This is a genomic window from Rossellomorea sp. H136 (genome assembly GCF_056838065.1).
This window is the reverse complement of record NZ_CM166371.1, coordinates 1217898-1236440: the sequence shown is the minus strand read 5'-3', so window position 1 is coordinate 1236440 and position 18543 is coordinate 1217898. Positions and strand designations below refer to the sequence as shown.

Here is an 18543-nt window from a genome sequence, read left to right as displayed (position 1 = left end):
TATGTAAGTATATTATAATATACTTACAATAAACTATAGTATATGAAACGGAAAGGAGTGTTCATCATCAAAGAACTTGCTCTCGGTGTCATTTCATCTATGTTCTTTGCCGTCACCTTTATTCTGAACCGGTCCATGGAGCTCGCGGGTGGAAGCTGGATGTGGAGTTCATCCCTGCGATTCCTGTTCATGCTCCCATTCCTATTCCTTATTGTAGGTTTAAGGAAGAATGTAAATCAAGTCTGGATTGAAATGAAGAAGAAGCCATTCGAGTGGTTGACGTGGAGTTTTGTCGGGTTTGTGCTCTTTTATGGCCCTATTACCTATGCTGCTGCGTATGGACCGGGCTGGCTCGTCGCGGGCACTTGGCAATTTACCATCGTCGCAGGCATCTTGCTCGCTCCCTTGTTTTATACTTCGGGACCGGTCAAGCGCAGGCACTCCATTCAAAAAAGAGCACTGGCAATCTCATCGATCATTTTAGTAGGGGTTCTTTTCATCCAGCAGGAAAATGCCAGTGGATTGTCACCTTCAGAAATGGTCGTAGGTGTCTTACCTGTAATCATCGCAGCCTTTGCTTATCCGCTTGGGAACCGGAAGATGATGGAGGTGTGCGGTGGAAAGCTTGATACCTTCCAACGTGTTCTGGGGATGACGATTGCAAGCACTCCTTTCTGGCTGATACTGGGGTGCTATGCGTTTTTCAAGGTGGGGGCACCCAGCACGCAGCAAGTGACACAATCTTTTATCGTCGCCATCTGCTCAGGGGTAATTGCGACATCCTTATTCTTCATTGCGACAAATCAGGCCCGCCATCATCCTGGCAAACTCGCCGCTGTGGAAGCGACCCAATCGACACAGATTCTATTTGTCATTATAGGTGAAGCGGCGATCCTGTCCGTTCCATTTCCATCAGGATTCGCCCTGATCGGCATCCTTCTGATTATCACGGGCATGATCATCCACACGCTGAACGTGAAAAAAATGAACTCCGGAATCATCAAACCAATTAAATCGGTAAGTTAAAAAAAGAGGGGCATCCCGGATGCTCCTCTTTCACTTTTATTTAAATATCTTTCTTCTCATCCACTGGGTCGCAGCCCATTTATCTCCGATGATAACCGGTGCCCCCCCATGAAGCGTCAAGTCGTTCAGCTCCTGGTTATCATAGAAATATTCGAAGTAGACGGCCATCCCCTTTTGCGGAGAGACGGAGAAATTCAATTTCGGGAAGTACGTTTCCCCGCCTTCCTCTACGTCATTCAAGTACATGACAAGGGTGCTGATTCTCGGATTCTTCACTGGGCGCGATGATGCCGAGAAGAAATCGAAGTGGGCCTTGTATTCCTGACCCGGCTTATAGTTAAGGATTTGAAGACCTTCTCCGTGCTCCACAGGTATATTCATAATTTGAGAGATTCTCTTTTCAACTCTAGTCACAACGTCATGTTCGCCTTCTTGAAGGAAAACGCTGCTGCTCGTTCTAAGTTCATCTACGGTACGGGTATTCCCTATCTTCGAACGTTGCACCCGATCCTTTGAAAGCTGGATGAGTTCATCACATTCTTCATGGCTCAACACATTGCCAAGAACGACGATCAGCGGCTCCTCCATTTTCGAGATAATCTGAATATCCCGGTCTCCCGTTTTGATCTTATTCCCCGTATGGTGAAAAATCGTTTGTTCCTTTACAGCTATATCAGTAGTATCCATTGTCAACTTTAATCAACCTCTTATCGTATTTTTAACATTCTGAATTTTTATGTTAGTGGAAGCATACATGTATTCTTCCAATCTGGAAAAACGATCGCAACAATAGGCATAACTGTAGATTGTATTTGGCTGTTTCCTCCTGCGTGTGTATTTTAATATATTTTACACCCGGGATGAGGGGAAATCTATCTTTTTTTCGATGAAAAATAAGGGATCTTATGGGACCCGAGGGTGGTTGTAGGATTGGCGTGGATGTGGGATGTCACAGAAAAGACACGGATGGGTTTTATGCGTCGTTTTAAAAATTTTTGCGTCAATTCTCCCGGTTTATGCGTCACACTCAAAAAAAGGCTGGGACAAAACTAAAAATCACGATAAAAAGACGAACAATAGAAGTGTAGGTTCTTCATACCGCAAATGATTTCCGTGCAAGACTACGCTTTCCGCGGGTAGCCCGTGAGCCTCCTCGGCAAGCCTGCGGGTAGAAAAGCGGAGGGGCTTCGCTCAGAGGCGGTTGGCATAAGGCGGAGCGGCCTTGAAGGCGTTCTTTTCCTTCATGGACGATCTGCCTTATGACATTTGCCTCTAAGCCCTATAGCTGGACAAGTCTCACATAAGCTCCTTTCCCGCAGGAGTCTTCGTCTTGCACTCCAATCAACCGCTGGAAACAGCTAAAATCAAATGATTCGAAAATAAATAATAAACCCGAACAAATCTACCCACAAAGAAGCAGGTTTGTTCGGGTTTGACTTAGGATAAAAAACTTTTGTCCCAGCCTCTAAAATTTTATTTCTTCAACCCTTCATACTGCACTAAAACATCCTTCACAATCTCACTATCTTCTTCCAGTCCGCTCACTTCTTTCAACACATGTGCCGGACCGTGCTCTTTGATCATACCTTGAATTTCCATTGCTTGTTCATCCTCAGGATTGTCAAACAATAGCGCTGCTGCAATCGCTTTGGCTAGATTAGAATAAGAGAGCCCCGCTTTTTGAGCCTCAGTTGTCGGACGGATCAAACGATCATCGGGACCAAGTTTGCGGATCGGTGCACGTCCCACACGGGTCACATCATCATTCAGATAGGCATTTTTGAAGCGCTCTATGTTCTTTTCAATATAAGCAAGATGCTCTTTTTCATCAAGTCCGTATTGTTTTACTAGATAAGCACCGGTTTCTTTCAATGTCTCCTTAACCTGATCGGCAATGGCATCATCCGCCAATGTTTGATCGATCGTTGGTTTTCCTTGCAGGTAACCAAGGTAAGCAATGACCGCATGCCCTGTATTAACCGTGAACAGCTTACGCTCGATGTATGGTGCAAGGTCGTCTACAATCGTCATCCCTTCAACAGGAGGGACCGCTTCCTTCGTTTCCACCACCCACTCATAGTATGGTTCAACAAGGACATCCAATGAACCCTGATCCTGCATAGGAACAATGCGATCCACCGCTGAATTGAAGAAGAAAACTTTGCCTTCAAGCTTACTTACCGTATCTTCATCAAGATTTTCTAAAATATGCTTTTTCAAAATATCCGTGGCACCGATCTGATTTTCACACGCGATTACATATAACGGCTCATCTGATGACGCTACACGCTGACCAATCCCTTTTGCAATCAGTGGAGCGATCCTCGGAAGGATGTTCGGTCCTATCGCCGTCGTCAGGTAAGTGGACGCTCCGATCGTGTCGATGACTTCCCCTTCTTGATGAAGGTTGTTGAGGCCGGACACATTCTCGATCGTTTCCATTTCCTTCGTTTCCGTTGCAAGCTTCACCTGGTAGCGACCTTCTTCATTCAGCTTGTTGATCACCCGCTCTGCGATGTCCACAAAGGTCACGTGGTAACCTGATTGGGAAAACAATGCTCCGATAAACCCTCTGCCTATGTTTCCTGCTCCAAAATGTACGGTTTGTTTCAACATCATCATTCCTTTATCAAATTAGTTTGTAAGTAGTCCAGAAAGAGATCTTCTAATTTCTTCAGGATGATCGATTCGTTCGTGGACGAATAAATCATCATGCTTATATGATCTTCGATTAAGCTTGTACTGATCAGGCTGAGGATCTCCTGTTCCCGCCTGCTCAACTCCTCAGGGGCTAGCATGAGGAGGAGACTTTTCATTTCCATTTCCACGCCGTCCATTCCTTTGATTTTACACGGTTCATCCAGATGGGCTACCTGGAAGATCAGCTTCTTCACGTTATGGTCCCGGCAATGGAAGAGACCCATGTTCGTTTTCGGAATACCGAGTCCTCCCTTTTTCTCCCTTTCCATCAGCTGATGCATCACCACATTTGACTGTTGAAGAAGTTTGTCCCGTTCCGCTTGTTCCACCATTTCATTCAGGATCCTGAGATGACTTCCCGCCGACTGCTTCCGGTAAACCCGGAAATTGGTGAGTATGGCTTCCATGCTGGAATGGACATCCTTGATTTCCTTGAGGAGCATCCTGACTTCAGTTTTCTCACCCGATCGGGGCGTTGCTTTCAAGTATTTCTTTTTTGTCAGCTTTTCTACGTTATTCTGCAGATAGCTTTGGATGAATCCGATGTCTTTTTCGCTCAATAACGGGCTTACCAGGATATACTCCACTTCCGTAAAAGGAAGCCTGACTGTGGAAATGACGATATCGTAGTCACCAAGGTCCGCCGTCTGAAAATCCTTGATCGACAGGATTTCCACCTTATTGATCATTGTCAGTTCCCGCTGGATGCGGCTGGCGAGCATCTTGGATGTACCGATCCCCGTCGGACAGACGACCACGGCTTGGATGTTCACCTTCTCTTCATTCATCAGCATGGCCGATCCGAAATGAAGGACGATGAACGCCACCTCATCATCGGGAAAAGCGATATCCTTGAATTCCGTTTCAAGGCTCTTTTTCACAGCTAAAAATAACACGGGATACTTCTTCTTGATTTCATCCGTCAATGGATTGAAAAGATCCAGCTCCTGCTGCAGGCGGAAGATGGATGGTCCCATATGGGCAAGAAGACCCTGGAAAAGGGAAAAGTCATCAGACAGATCTACATGGAGGTCTGCCGATACATCCTTGATTACATTCTTGATGAGATGCCCGAGGAGGATACTGTCATAGTAAACGATGTCGGGATCCTGAACTTTGGACCCTTTTAAAATGACCGTCAAAAATTGAACATCCCGATTGGTCACTGGAATGGAAAGTGTATCTTTCAGTTTCCTGCCTATCGTGTCCATCAGCTGATATTCAGTAGAATCATCCTCCGCTTGCTCATATTTCTGTAATTCGAAGCCCTTTTCGGTTCGTTGTATCGTCAGGCAAGTATACACAACGAGACCGATATAATCACTGTCCGTCAACATGATCTGACCCTCTGCCAAGTAGTGGTTCACCACCCTGTCGACAGCGACTAAATAGTCTGCCTTGAAATACCCCAACACCGGCTCATCTAGGTGATTCCCCTTTTGCATCCCGTACAGGGTCTCGATGATGTCTTCATAAAAATAGACGAGGAAGAAGCTTGCCAGGGCATGACGCTTGTCTGCTTCTTCCGCTATCAGTTCAACCCCTACCCCTCGTTTCCTTGTCAAGGTGATGCCGTATTTTTGCAGCCAATCGGCGAGCTCATCGAGATACGAGGTGAGGGTCGTGACGCTGATCCCCAACTGCTGTGCAAGTACCTGTTTTTTAAAATACGGCCCTTCTTGGAGAAGGATGATCAGCAAATTCAACTTTCGCTCTTCTGGTGTTTCATCTGTCGGATTCACTTCGGCAAGATTCTGGATCAAGCGATAGATGTGTTCATTCTTCCCTTCGATGAACAGTCCTTCATTGGCCGTTCGTTTCAGTTCTAAATGATATTGTTTTAAAATGCTTTCAATGGATTTCAGGTTGCGCTGAACGGTTCTCCCGCTCACATTCAGGAACGCAGAAAGAGAGTACACGGTATGTTTCCCCGATGTTTTTACAATCAGTTCAATGATGGATTTCTCCCTTGATGTAATAAACATGCTTTCCCCTCTTTCCCTGAATTAGCTTTTATCGATACAAATGAGAACAGAAAGGCAGAGATCCCGCCTTTCTGAATGATTGATCTAGTTGCTGTTAATGATATCTTTCAGTTCTTTGGCTGACTTGGCCTGTACCATCTGATCGACGTTTTCCTGCTCAGAGCAGACAACGGCAATGCCTGATAGGATTTCCAAATGTGTGCCATCCTTACCTGCGATACCGAAGATCATCTTCGCCTTCTCACCATTGAAGTCCACGCCGTTCGGAACTTGAACGACTGTGAAGCCGGATTTGATGACGGCTTTCTTCGCATCTTCCGTACCGTGTGGAATGGCTACATTATTACCCATGTAGGTAGAAGTAATTCCTTCTCTGTCAATCATAGCATCTACATAGCTTTCTTCCACGTATCCTGCTTTGACGAGGGCTTCCCCTGCGAACCGGATCGCCTCTTCTTTTGTGGCAAATTCCTGGTTCATGAAGATGTTCTCTTCCAGGAGGAGATCATCATCGTGATCTGCATTCGGTTCAGCGTTTACCGCTTCTTCCTCTGCTTCTTCTACAACCTCTGCCTGCTCATCCGTGATTCCGTCCTGAAGACCCGCGATCAGCTTGTCGTATTCCGGACTGGATAGGAAATTATCCACGGAAATGTGATATGCATTCGGAAGTTTATTTTTCGCCCGCGGCGTCAGTTCTTCCTGTGTGATGACGACTTGAGCGTCTGATGGAAGGTTACTGATGGATGTATTCGTTACGCTGACGTTGAGACTTGCCGCCTTCACTTTCTTGCGCAGGAGTGAAGCCCCCATAGCACTTGAGCCCATACCTGCATCACAGGCAAAGACGATTTTGTTTACTTCTTCAGGCATTGTTCCTTGGCTCACTTGGCCTCCTACAGAACTCTTCTTGCCTTTCATTTCCTGCATTTTCTTCGTTGCGCCTTCGATGTCTTCATCACTTGTTTTGCTTGATTTCAACACTATTGCGGACACGATGAAAGATACGGCTGCTGCCACAAGGACAGCTGCAAAGTTTGCCAGGTACGCCATTCCTTCTGGAGGGGTAACCGCAGTAATCGCAAGGATACTACCAGGTGATGCCGGTGATACCAATCCTCCACCTAATAAAACAAGGGTGAACACTCCGCTCATTCCACCAAGGATGACAGAAACGAACAGCATCGGCTTCATTAATACGTACGGGAAGTAAATCTCATGAATCCCACCGAAAAAGTGGATGATTCCTGCTCCTGGAGCCGATTGTTTCGCTGTTCCTTTTCCAAAGAACATGAACGCTAACAGAATACCAAGACCCGGTCCCGGGTTTGCTTCTAAAAGGAATAGAATCGATTTTCCACCCTGTTGAACCTGCTCCAACCCGATTGGTGATAGTACACCGTGGTTGATGGCATTATTTAAGAATAGAATCTTTGCAGGTTCAATCAGGATACTTGTTAATGGAAGCAGTCCCGCTGCTACCAGCCAGTCAACACCTGCGACCAATAGATTCGTGAATGCATCAACGGCAGGTCCTACGCCAAGAAATGCAAGGATCGCAAGGATTCCTCCAAGGATACCGGCTGAGAAGTTATTGACGAGCATTTCAAATCCTGCTCTGATTTTGCCTTCGATCATCTGGTCAAATTTCTTGATAACGTAAGCACCCAATGGCCCCATGACCATGGCACCCAGGAACATCGGTGTATCCGGTGCACCGACAATGACACCCATTGTCGCGATTGCACCCACGACCCCACCGCGCTGGTCGTGTACGAGCTTACCTCCTGTATACCCGATTAAGAGCGGTAACAGATACGTAACCATCGGCCCTACCAGTTTGGCAAGGCTTTCATTTGGAAAGAACCCAGTTGGTATGAACAACGCTGTAATTAAACCCCAAGCGATAAATGCGCCAATATTCGGCAGAACCATTGAACTGAGGAAGTTACCAAACTTTTGTACCGCGACTTTCATATTTGATTGAGCCACTTCTCTCATCCTTTCATGATTGAATAATAATTTCTCTTACATCCATCATAGGCTCCAGATGGTGACGGTTACAACAACGATGAAAACTAACTTTGTCACCCCTGTCACGACAAACCTATTGTTTCTCTGTTGGGGGAAGTTATTCTCACTGAAGAGGGACGGACCTCCTGCATGCTTTTAGCGCAGGAGGTCCGTCCCTCTTCTATATTCCTAATCCAACTTCACCTTCACCCGGTCATCCACATATTTCGTTGTGCTGTAGCCTTCGATTTCAAGCTTGGTCAAGTTTACATCTTCCTTGGACGAATCGTTATAAAATTCTATGGTTTGCTCTGTTTCGAAGTAGCGGGGTTGATCTAATTTATCATACTCATATACATCGATTTCATGGACCTTGCCGGTTTTATCCATCAATACTCCATCGCCATCACTTACTCCAATTGAAGTATTTTCATTCATCAAATAATCGCTGGAGAACCCATAGTTCACTCTTTCATAGGCACGATCCTTCGATACATCATGACTCAGAATCAACTTCGCCGGATTTCCTGCCTGGATTTCATCAATGGAAATGGTATTCCCTTGATACTCGAAAGTCTGGGGCAGGTCCTTGAGGTTATCAAGCGGTATGGTTTTCCGATCGTCTACAGATAAATGAATGGAATCAAATTGAATGTTCACTTCTTTGGGATTTTCAAAATATAAGGTGTCAAAGCCCGATGTAAAGGCACTCCACCCTTCCTGATCAAAGGATTCCACGTACATATTGCTTCCAAAGATGCCTGCTTCCACCTTGTTCTTATCCGTTTCAAGGGAATTAAATGTAATGACATCAATCCTTCTGTTCCCACCCTGATTCTGAAAGCTGTACTGGAGGAGCGTCGTGGTCGGCGCAATCGTCAGCTTATCCAGGCGGACCGGAATCCCGTCAATGTCGATTTCCTTATCAAGCTTATGCACCCGGGATGACTGCTTTGTAAACGGAATGTCAAAGCTCCAATCCCCTTCGGCAAATGTCATCTCCCCACGGTAAACCCCTTCCTTTTGGGGGTCCTGAACTATTTGCATGAGCCTTGCTACATTCAATTTAATTGTTCCTTCATCCACCGAAACCGGCAGGAGGCTCAGGGTGCCCTTATACACATTTTTCTCTTCATTTTGTATTTCGCCCTGATCGACGGGAGCTGAGTAGAACATGTGTTGCACATCACGCCTCATGACGTCATATTCATTTTCGATATGGACGCCTTCTTGAGCATTCATCATATAGCGATTGTCTTCCTCGGTATCCTCTATTTCATAAAAGACAAGAGTCTGTACATCATCGGCGACGACACTCTTGATGGTGATCTTCACCCCATTGCTTTCCGATTCGAGATTCAGCCGTTCCCCCAGGTCATGCTGGAGGATGGGACGCAATTGTTCATCCTCTTCCGTCCATGCATAGTAGAGACTGGAGAATCTACCTGTCACGAATCCGATCGATACGAGCATCGCGAAAACACCTGCGAAGGCAAGCCAGATCGATTTCCGTTTCTTTTTCTTCCTTTGCTTGCTCGCTTCTCTTTCCTCCACCTTGCTCGTGACCCTCCCCATGAATCCAGCAGGGACCTCTATGGTATCTGTCATTCCTGCCAAAGTCAGTACCACTTCCTGAAAAGAGGCCAGATCCTCCTGACAACCGTGACAATGGTAAATATGCATCTCAAACTCTACCTTTTCAGGCCGATCCATCATTCTACCTAAGTACTCAAGATAATGCTCATGATATTCCCGACAGCCCTCGAAAGAACCGTGACCCAACTCTTCCCTAAGCTTTCGTACACCTGAAAATACACAGGACTTAACCTTCTCTACTGAAATATCCAGAATACGTCCAACTTCTGCAAAAGAGCATTCGTTGAAATACGTTAAAGCAATCGCCTCTTTCTCCAGATCTTCTAATTGAAGTAAGGCATGAAAGAGCGTTTGATCAGATTTCTGACCCTCTGAATCCCGGAAATTTTTATTTTTAGAGAGATCCCGGCCATAATGTATAAAAAGAGAAACAGCCCACGATTCAAATGAAGTTTCTTTTTTCAATCGGTGTAATTCATTATGTACCACGATGATCGAACGATAAAATATCTCTTCCAGATCCTCTTGCTTACTTACATAAATCCGTCCCAGGGCATAGAACGATTGTTTACGCTGAACAAACCAATCCATGACTGATTCCAGGTCCTTTTCCCTCATCCTGCTGACTAAAAAGGGAGCTGTTTGCGGTGTGACCATATATGTATTCCACTCCTCTAAAAACGAAATATTCCAAAAATAAAACATGCAATTCCATTTTACCATATTAAGGGTGTGTATTTGGGGCAAAGAAATTAGAAGGCCAAATCCCAAATGACAGAACAAGCATTGATAAGGATTGAGCTAGTGCATCATTCAGATATTAAACATCAAAAAAGGCCTGAATCCCAATAGATCCAGACCTTTCGCATATCTATTTGCGGTCAATTTCACCGAGCTGCTCATCCATATCCAGCTCAATCATCTTTTTTGCCTTAGAGAAGGTAAACACTTCATAAGAGACCCAATGATTATATAACTTAGAAAGTGCGTTTCTATGATAGACCGTGCCTTTGACCTCTGTGAAGAAATAGATGATCAACAGGTTGACCACGTCTCTCGGAAGGGCCTTTTTACGCTCTATCCCCTTTAACGACAGGATATCCAAACCTCTTAATCGGTCTCCGATCACCGTTTCTGCCATATGAAATGGATCTGACGTCCGACATAATGTCACTAGTTCTGGATTAATCTCTTCAAATTTCAAGTGAATTCCCCTTTTACATAGAAAGTGAACGAAAAACGTTACACTTCAACCTTCTTTAGATTGTAAGATCAATTACTATGTATTATAACAAAAAGACAGGGCATTCATGACTTTCAGTATGTTTAATTTTTACTTAACCAAAATTCCATGGTCTTTTCATTAGTAGAAGGATAGACCAGACGTTTCACTTGCCCCTCCATCAGGTAGCATTCCGTGATCCACTCAGGGAGCGAACCATACTCTTTTTTCCAAATATACGTTCGTTCCAGTGCATCCTCCACGCGCATTTTCACCCATGTATCAATGATCATAATATCATCATCTTTTTTCCCTTCTTTCACCAATGGATGAACGAAGCAATTAAAGTAGGGAATCCCGCCGCCGAGATGGCTCTTATTTCTCACCCAGATCACGCTCTCCCTGGGAAGGAAGCCTATATGGCGATTTTCAGTAGTCACCTGAGTAAACTCCTCTAAATAACAAAAACACCCGGACCATTGCCGATCAGTGTATCGCGGCAGGATCATTTCGGAAGTGTAAATCGATTGACCTGTATGAAAGAGATTGTCGACCTCCCGATTTATAAAAATAGAATCGGATTGAAGTGGAGCGCAGGTAAATCCATTTTGGTCGAATCGGATCAGTTTGACGAATTGCATGTTGCCCCTCCTTCTAGCCTGAATTTCTTCAAACGCATTTTATACCATATTCACTCTATAATGGGGGTAATTCCCTATACAGATTGTCGTTAAACAATTAGTTTCCATTGAACAAAAAGAAACGAGCGATTACAGAGTAACCGCTCGTTGAATGACTTCATTCTAGCGTTGCCCATTCAATGCTCGTTCAAGAGTCGAAGTGACAGAAATATTTTCAAATGATACACCAAGTTGAATGGCTGTTTGGGCAATTTCCGGACGAATCCCGGAAATCGTGCTCTTCACACCAATTAAGTTCAGGCTTTCGATGATCTGGAATAATTGATGTGCAACCATCGTATCCACCATGATGACACCGGATAAATCAATGAATAAGTGCTCAACATTTTTATCGACGCATTCTGCCAGTGTATTCTCGAGGATATATCTCGCTCTTCCTGTATCGATATCCCCGACAAGAGGTAGTACCCCTGTCTTCTTATCAATTAATATGACCGGCGAACTCAACTCCCTGATCATTTCCTGCTGTGCCTTCAGGCGTCTTTGGGCATATTCGTAATTTTCTTCGGAAAATTTGGAAATGACAAGACTAAAGGTTTTAATAATCAATTCCCTGAATGACTCGATTCTCTCCAGTGGAAGCTCACTGCCATGCTGGCGGCTAAATTCCTGCAAAATCTCCAGGTACTGATCCTGGGTTCTGAAGAACTCCCTAAGTATATAGTGAATAGGGGTTTGTAAGTGTTCTTCATCCTTTGCAATTCCCTCGATCCACTGGGCGAAATTGCATAGTGCATCCTGTCCTATATCCTTAAAAAGGACACAAAAGCGTTCGTGAAATTCATGATTTTGACGCTTCAATGTTTGAATCACCTTAGGATCCTTTGAAGAATACACGCCTGAAGGATCACTTTTATCCAACGACTCATACCAATTCTCCGTCAGCTGCCATGTACGTTCGCACATAAATTCATAAAACTTTTCCGATACCTGCATATTCGACCTTCTTTCTATAAGATAATGTGATCAGTCCATAACCCATGACCCTAACTGGCAAGAAGAATAGAAACTCTGCCACTGCTATCTCATTGGTCTATACCCAAAATTACATATTCATACGCTTATAAAAGTACTGTACTATGTACATGCATAATTGGAAAGAAAAAGTTAAACAAATAGTGTACAAAGGTTGTTTCATTTTCTGCATTCCCAAAAAATGAGCGAAAAAAGATAGGGATGATTTCTGGTATTAGCAGAACTCCCTATCTTTTAAGTACAATGTACAAACACAACCTATGAGCCTTGAGATCCATTTCGGACTACATGTTGAAAAAACCAATGCAGCAAAAAGAATGCCACTACATAAACGGGGATGGAATACCAAATTTCCCACTCTAAATGCTTCATATAACCGTTAAAACTAAGTAATATTTCTAAAAAGAAGGAGAAAATTGTCCAAAGGAGTACATAAAACAAAGGCTTATCCGGTTTCATAAAATTCAAAAATAAAAGTGCAATGAACGAGGGAGTAAAGACAACCAGTGCAAAATCGGAAAATTCCACACTTTTGGTTTGTCCAAAATCCACATAATCTAACATAAGTCCTACCAGAATATGTGCCACTGCGGCAAAATATCCAACGAACGGAAACATGATGAGATTTTCCCTAACGGTTAACCTCTTTGGCATGATCATCAGAGCAACTACTAAAAAGACAATGAGTCCCCATACTACCATCAAGCTAAATCAACCCCTATATCGGTTAAAAAGATATGTCTCCTTATAATGCTGAAACACAAGGAAATTATGTGCTTAGTCTGGGTTCTTTAAATTCCCGGAATTCCGAATATCGACATCAACTACAAAGTCTGTGGACAAGTTTTGATAATACTTCGATCTCCAATCCTTTAAGTCCATCCTCGGTATTTCTTTTCTGAAAAATTGGCCCAGTCCTAATATATCCGCCTCGCTATTCTGGAGCTTGGTGAACATCTTATTCAAACGTCCTGTGAGAAGCTTTTCCAATCCCTTTTCAATCATTTTCTGTGTAGGATCCCCTTTTGTTTCCAGTATCATGACATCCAACTTAATTTTGGAATATAAGAATGGGTTTCCTTCCTGCACCTCACTTACATGCTCCATCGTATTCCCTAAGATCAAGACACTTCCTTCATTGAGCACCTCTATTTTCCCTTTAGTGCTTTCACCGTTAAATGCATTAAAAAGAAGGGTTTCATTAGCATTGATTTCTTCCACCATTCTTCCGTTCTTTATCACCGCTGATCCCACATGGTCCACTAACGTCGTCTCTCCAAGCCGGAGCATTGGGATGGCCACATCCCGGGTATAAGAGTGGATACTTCTATATACCTCCCAAACCCTGGTTAAAGCAACCTGCGGGTCCCAACCGGCATTCTTTTCAAAGAAATCCAAAAGAGTCGTCCCGCGTGGAGAGGTTTTTGTCTCCATACTTTCGAAAAATTGGTCAATATCGTCGTTACATATGGCAACCAATGCTTTCGAAGATACATCCCTCGACCTCATAATGCCTGATATAAGATCTTTCATACCTTCTTCTGCAAGATGTCGATCGATGACAATTACCTTTACGTGAAGCAAATCGACACTGCTTTCCATGTCAGCACTAATATTATCTATAACTTCATTAATTGTTTCACCAACACCAACAACCACTTTCGTTTGTATGATATTCTGCTGAGGGTGAGGAATCTGCAGAAATACTCTATATTGATCACTATCCTTGGAGATGCCTATGACAACTGGCATCACCCGATGATTAATATCCCTGGTATCCCAACAGCCACTCATCATGAAAACTATTAATAAGAGAAAAAGCCAGATAACCGCTTTTTTACACCTCAACTTTCACCCTCCTTCCTTGCTTTGACACCAAGAATACAAATTGAAATGGGGACTCCAAAGATGACATAGAATCTTAAGGAAGTATTCCATTTAAAGAGCTGTTCAACGTCACTCCAATTCGGAATCCACAAACATATGATGTAGATGATGAGTGATATCGCTATTACTAAATAGGATGGTTTCATGGTTGGCAGCAAACATTTATTTATGATCCTTACACTCATCCATAATACGAGTGAGATAAACAACAATATAAAAATGACTATACTTAGTAAGAAAAACATGGTCAGTCGATCGAACATAAGCCATGTTATATTGATGGCATCGACTGTCATAACGAAAGGGAACATAAATGTAGATGCTGTCGCCTGGCCAAATGTAAGGACGGGAATATATACAGATATGATAAAAATGGGAATGAGGGCAACCGCAGCAAGCAATACTTTATTCCTTTTATATGGAATGATCGGTCTTACAAACCCTATAAACAGGAATACACCACCAATGGCAAAGAAGCTTCTGAGATAAGAGGAGTCAGTCAAAAAAGAGAAGTCTTCATTCCATAAAGGGTATACATAATGCCAATCCACATTCTGAAACGCAACCACCAATATAAAGAAAACCAATGGGAATAATAAAAAAAAGAGAAGTATACCTGTACGAAAGATCGCTTCCACTCCCTTAATAGCCAAATAACATGATAAGATAACCAGCAATGCCATGATCGCCCATAAGGGAGTGTTTGATAGAAATACAATGGTAACAACTTCTGAATACGCCCGGACCGTTATGATGTTAGCCATTAAAAAATAGAGGAGAGTGGGGAACAGAAAAATGAATGTCATCAACTTGCCGGCACCCAGATAAATAGTGATGATATCTTGGTGCGGGAAACGATCAAGTCCCGTCAATAGCAAGAATAAAATGATGAAATGTACGATGACTCCGATAATGATCGGAATCCATTGTCCTTGAGATGAGCTGTCAATGATATTGCTAGGATACAGAAATAGAATAAGTCCTATGTGGGTTAAAATGTACATGATGACAACATACAAACTTTTATCCACTTTTACTAACTCCTTTAATCTTGAGGTAAGGCACCCCAAAAGTGCTTATACCAGCTAAGTATGCACATACTGCGAATAATCCTGCCAATATACCGAATACACCAAAAATCGAAGAAAGAATCAAGATAAGATATTTAAAGATTCGGATGGAGATGGAATTTTGAAATCCAATTATGGTAGAGTTGGCAATCGTAGTGGCTGCTAATATGATGATCAGTAAATTACTTACTAATCTCGCCTCGACTACGGCCTGACCCAGAATGATCCCTCCCACCATCGTAATGGTAGGACCGATGCTTTTCGGAAGCCTGATACTCGCCTCCAATATCAATTCAAGTATAAGAAGCATGAAAATGGTCTCAACAAATGCCGGGTAAGGGACACCTTCACGGGTCTGAGCAACAGATAATGCTAATTCAATACGGAGCATCTCAGGATTAACAGCGACTAACGCGACATACAGCCCTGGTAAGACAAGGGCAAGCAATGTACCGATAATCCTGAGCAGCCTCATGGACACCATGATAGGGAAAGAGAAATTCCGATCATTCTCAAGGAAGAACATATCCCAAAAGTCACTTGGAAGAATAAGAGCAAAAGGCGTTCTATCCAGAAGTAATACAAGTTTTCCTTTTTCCAGACTCCTGTATACTTCTTGTGGTGCCTCTGTTGTGTTGAAGGGCGAAATCAGGGTACGGGTCGACAATCCTAACATCTTCGTCACATCTTGTATGGTATGAAGTGGTTGATCCATATTGGACTCGACCTGATGGATGACCCGGCTAACATAATCCCTATCTGCGCTATCTTTACGATACACTACAGAAAGCGTTCTTTTCTGTCCGCCCCCTCCTGAAAAGGATCTTACATTCAAGTCTTTTGAAACAATCTCTTTGCGTATAATGCCAATGTTTGTATCGATGTCCTCATTGAAAGAACTCAATGGTCCTTGGAGGGTATTTTCATTGGTAGGTGGCTCAATTGAACGATTCAGCGTCTTTGCCACTGCGTCCATACTGAAGAAAGACCCATTTTCCACCACACTGGAGATGATCAGCTTCCCTTCTAAAATCGCTTCAATGACTTCCTCTCCATCATGAAGCAACTCACCCATCGTCCCTGAACTAACTTGTTCTTCGATCGCTTGGATCGTTTTCTGCACATCTATAAGACTTTTAAGCCCCATCAATAAAAAGGAGAAGTCGCCAAAATCTTGATGAACTTGAAAAAAATCATCATTTCCCCCTATCGATGCATCGATTTCCACTAAAAAAGAATCCATAATAATTGGCTCCTTCTATACATATCTCTTAAATACTATCCCCGATTCAAAGCTGAATATGTATATGGAGGTTAGTATTATGTAAGGATAGCCTATACGCCCTATTAATTACCATTTATATACGTTTATGATTAAAAGAAATAGAACAAGATACATGATGGAGAAGAAACTAAAAAAAATGGCATTCAAAATGACTCTACTTTCGCATCAGCAGGCTTAAAAATGTCATTCAATCTATAGGGATAGTACTGTAATGTTACCTTTATAAAGGGATTCTCCATTAAAGAAAGGATGAATTTTATGTCCTATAAAAAAATCATTTATCTCCTTTTATCTCTAACTCTTATTTTGATCACTCTAAACTATTTTTTTATCGAAAAAAATAGGGATCAGAATCAACCTTCCGAACATTCATCCCAAGAAGACCCGGATCATGGCGAAGATGATTCTTCACCAATGGCTTCTGTAAAAGAAGTCGTATCCGCGGCTGAAGAGGGAAAAGTGCCGAATATCCCCTTCATAGCAGGGCTGACAAAGATGGATGACATAACAGATAAATGGGGAAAACCAGACAATTCCGTTCAAGCCGAAGCCGGTATTTACGAAGATTTCTCCAAGTATTCTACGACAGTCGGCTTCAAAGATAACGTAATTTTTGAAGTGCGCTCTTTTGACCCTGCACTGCAGCTGATTCGACTCAATGACATTAAAGAAGTCAGTGGCAATCCCGATGCGACAAAATATTACAAGGATGCTTCACATGACCAGGTCATTTTCATCTATGATGTGAATTCCCTTTACCAATTAAAATGGATATTGCCGAAACCATCAACTGAAAATAAAAATCCCAAAGTAGATCACATTTCCGTTATCTCCTTAGAGAAAGTCGACACGGGCGAATCAGATATCCTTTCTACTATGAGCCTGGATGAAAAGATCGGCCAAATGATCATAGCCGGTGTGAATGGAACTCAGGATGGTGAAAACACGAAAACCCTAATCCAGCAGCACAAAGTAGGGGGCTTTATCTTTTTCTCCGATAATTTGTCAGGACCCCGTCAAACGGTCCAATTCCTTAATAATATGAAAAAAGACAACGTCAATAATCCATTACCACTCCTATTAAGTGTCGATCAGGAAGGCGGGAAGGTCACAAGATTACCTGGAGGGCTTGTGAACTTTCCTACAAACAAAAAGATAGGAGCCTTAAACGATCCGGATGTTTCCTTTGAAGTAGGAACGATTCTCGGAAAGGAATTAAAAGAGTATGGGTTCAATCTGGATTTCGCTCCCGTTCTCGACGTGAACAGTAACCCAAATAACCCGGTAATCGGCGATCGATCCTTTAGCGATCACCCTGATATCGTCAGTGAATTAGGGATTCAAACAATGAGAGGAATTCAATCCGAGGGAATTCTTTCAACCATCAAGCACTTCCCTGGCCACGGGGATACCTCCGTTGATTCACACCTGGAGCTTCCGGTTGTCAACAAAAGCATTCAAGAACTCGAATCCCTGGAACTGATTCCATTCAAGGAGGCCATCAACAATGGAGCTGATCTCGTCATGGTTGCTCATATCCTGCTTCCCAAGATCGATGACACCTATCCATCGTCATTATCCAAGAACGTTATCACAGACCTTTTACGGAAGAAGCTGAACTACAACGGGGTCGTGATCACTGATGATATGACAATGAAAGCAATTACGAACAACTACGGGATGGGCCAAGCGACCGTTCAATCCGTAAAGGCGGGCAGCGACCTAATCCTAATCGCACATGATTATAATAAAGCTCTCGCGGCAATTGACGCACTTAAAAAGGCAGTCCAAAACGGGGAAATATCCGAGGGTCGAATAGACGCCAGTGTCAGCCGTATCATTGAATTGAAACAAGCATACAAACTGGAGGATATCCAAACAGGAGAGGTTGACTTAAAGCAGCTTAACCAATCGATTGAGTCCATTAAAAAGAAGATCGAGCAATAAACTAGGGGTTGTCTAAAAAGTCATAATTAGAAAAACGATCAAAACCAAATAACCAAGAATGTTGATTCAACATTCTTGGTTATTTCTTTTTCAAGGTTTTATCTTGGTGCCACCTAGGGCAGCTACGTCAGCTATC

General features: G+C 43.1%; 14 protein-coding genes. 2 read left to right on the top strand and 12 right to left on the bottom strand.

All coding sequences use genetic code 11. From position 1 onward, the window contains the following. The first annotated feature begins 66 nt into the window (after positions 1 to 66). Complete coding sequence (locus ACYH0O_RS06225) at positions 67 to 1026, top strand: DMT family transporter (protein ID WP_482632511.1); 960 nt, start codon at positions 67 to 69, stop codon at positions 1024 to 1026. Positions 1027 to 1062: 36 nt separating this feature from the next. Here ACYH0O_RS06225 and ACYH0O_RS06220 read toward each other — a convergent pair whose 3' ends face one another. From ACYH0O_RS06220 to ACYH0O_RS06165, 12 genes are all read right to left on the bottom strand, one after another. Next, positions 1063 to 1713 (bottom strand): 2OG-Fe(II) oxygenase, encoded by a 651-nt coding sequence (locus ACYH0O_RS06220; RefSeq protein WP_482632510.1) that lies wholly within the window; start codon positions 1711 to 1713, stop codon positions 1063 to 1065. A 786-nt stretch (positions 1714 to 2499) separates the two neighbouring features. Then, positions 2500 to 3639 (bottom strand): mannitol-1-phosphate 5-dehydrogenase, encoded by a 1140-nt coding sequence (locus tag ACYH0O_RS06215; protein ID WP_482632509.1) that lies wholly within the window; start codon positions 3637 to 3639, stop codon positions 2500 to 2502. 5 nt (positions 3640 to 3644) lie between these two features. Then, on the bottom strand, positions 3645 to 5711 hold the full coding sequence (locus ACYH0O_RS06210) for a BglG family transcription antiterminator (RefSeq protein ID WP_482631634.1): 2067 nt from the start codon (positions 5709 to 5711) through the stop codon (positions 3645 to 3647). A gap of 84 nt (positions 5712 to 5795) precedes the next feature. Next, a complete protein-coding gene (locus tag ACYH0O_RS06205; RefSeq protein ID WP_482631633.1) occupies positions 5796 to 7703 on the bottom strand; it encodes a PTS mannitol transporter subunit IICBA in 1908 nt (635 codons plus the stop codon). Positions 7704 to 7913: 210 nt separating this feature from the next. Beyond that, complete coding sequence (locus ACYH0O_RS06200; RefSeq protein ID WP_482631632.1) at positions 7914 to 9977, bottom strand: DUF4179 domain-containing protein; 2064 nt, start codon at positions 9975 to 9977, stop codon at positions 7914 to 7916. A gap of 214 nt (positions 9978 to 10191) precedes the next feature. Next, positions 10192 to 10524 (bottom strand): hypothetical protein, encoded by a 333-nt coding sequence (locus ACYH0O_RS06195; RefSeq protein ID WP_482631631.1) that lies wholly within the window; start codon positions 10522 to 10524, stop codon positions 10192 to 10194. Positions 10525 to 10646: 122 nt separating this feature from the next. After that, positions 10647 to 11183: a hypothetical protein gene (locus ACYH0O_RS06190; RefSeq protein WP_482631630.1), complete on the bottom strand. Its 537-nt coding sequence runs from the start codon at positions 11181 to 11183 to the stop codon at positions 10647 to 10649. Between the two features lie 162 nt (positions 11184 to 11345). After that, complete coding sequence (locus ACYH0O_RS06185) at positions 11346 to 12179, bottom strand: STAS domain-containing protein (protein ID WP_482631629.1); 834 nt, start codon at positions 12177 to 12179, stop codon at positions 11346 to 11348. A 297-nt stretch (positions 12180 to 12476) separates the two neighbouring features. Next, positions 12477 to 12923, bottom strand: coding sequence for a hypothetical protein (locus tag ACYH0O_RS06180; RefSeq protein ID WP_482631628.1), 447 nt, complete (start codon positions 12921 to 12923; stop codon positions 12477 to 12479). A 72-nt stretch (positions 12924 to 12995) separates the two neighbouring features. Beyond that, a complete protein-coding gene (locus tag ACYH0O_RS06175; protein WP_482631627.1) occupies positions 12996 to 14066 on the bottom strand; it encodes a Ger(x)C family spore germination protein in 1071 nt (356 codons plus the stop codon). Continuing rightward, positions 14063 to 15136 (bottom strand): GerAB/ArcD/ProY family transporter, encoded by a 1074-nt coding sequence (locus ACYH0O_RS06170; protein ID WP_482631626.1) that lies wholly within the window; start codon positions 15134 to 15136, stop codon positions 14063 to 14065. Before ACYH0O_RS06170 ends, ACYH0O_RS06175 begins: the two co-directional genes overlap by 4 nt. Beyond that, a complete protein-coding gene (locus tag ACYH0O_RS06165; RefSeq protein ID WP_482631625.1) occupies positions 15129 to 16418 on the bottom strand; it encodes a spore germination protein in 1290 nt (429 codons plus the stop codon). The genes ACYH0O_RS06170 and ACYH0O_RS06165 overlap by 8 nt, the downstream gene beginning before the upstream one ends. 300 nt (positions 16419 to 16718) lie before the next feature. Between ACYH0O_RS06165 and nagZ the strand changes: the two genes are divergently transcribed. After that, entirely contained in the window at positions 16719 to 18407 is a 1689-nt protein-coding gene (gene nagZ / locus ACYH0O_RS06160; RefSeq protein WP_482631624.1) for a beta-N-acetylhexosaminidase, read from the top strand. Positions 18408 to 18543: the final 136 nt, after the last annotated feature.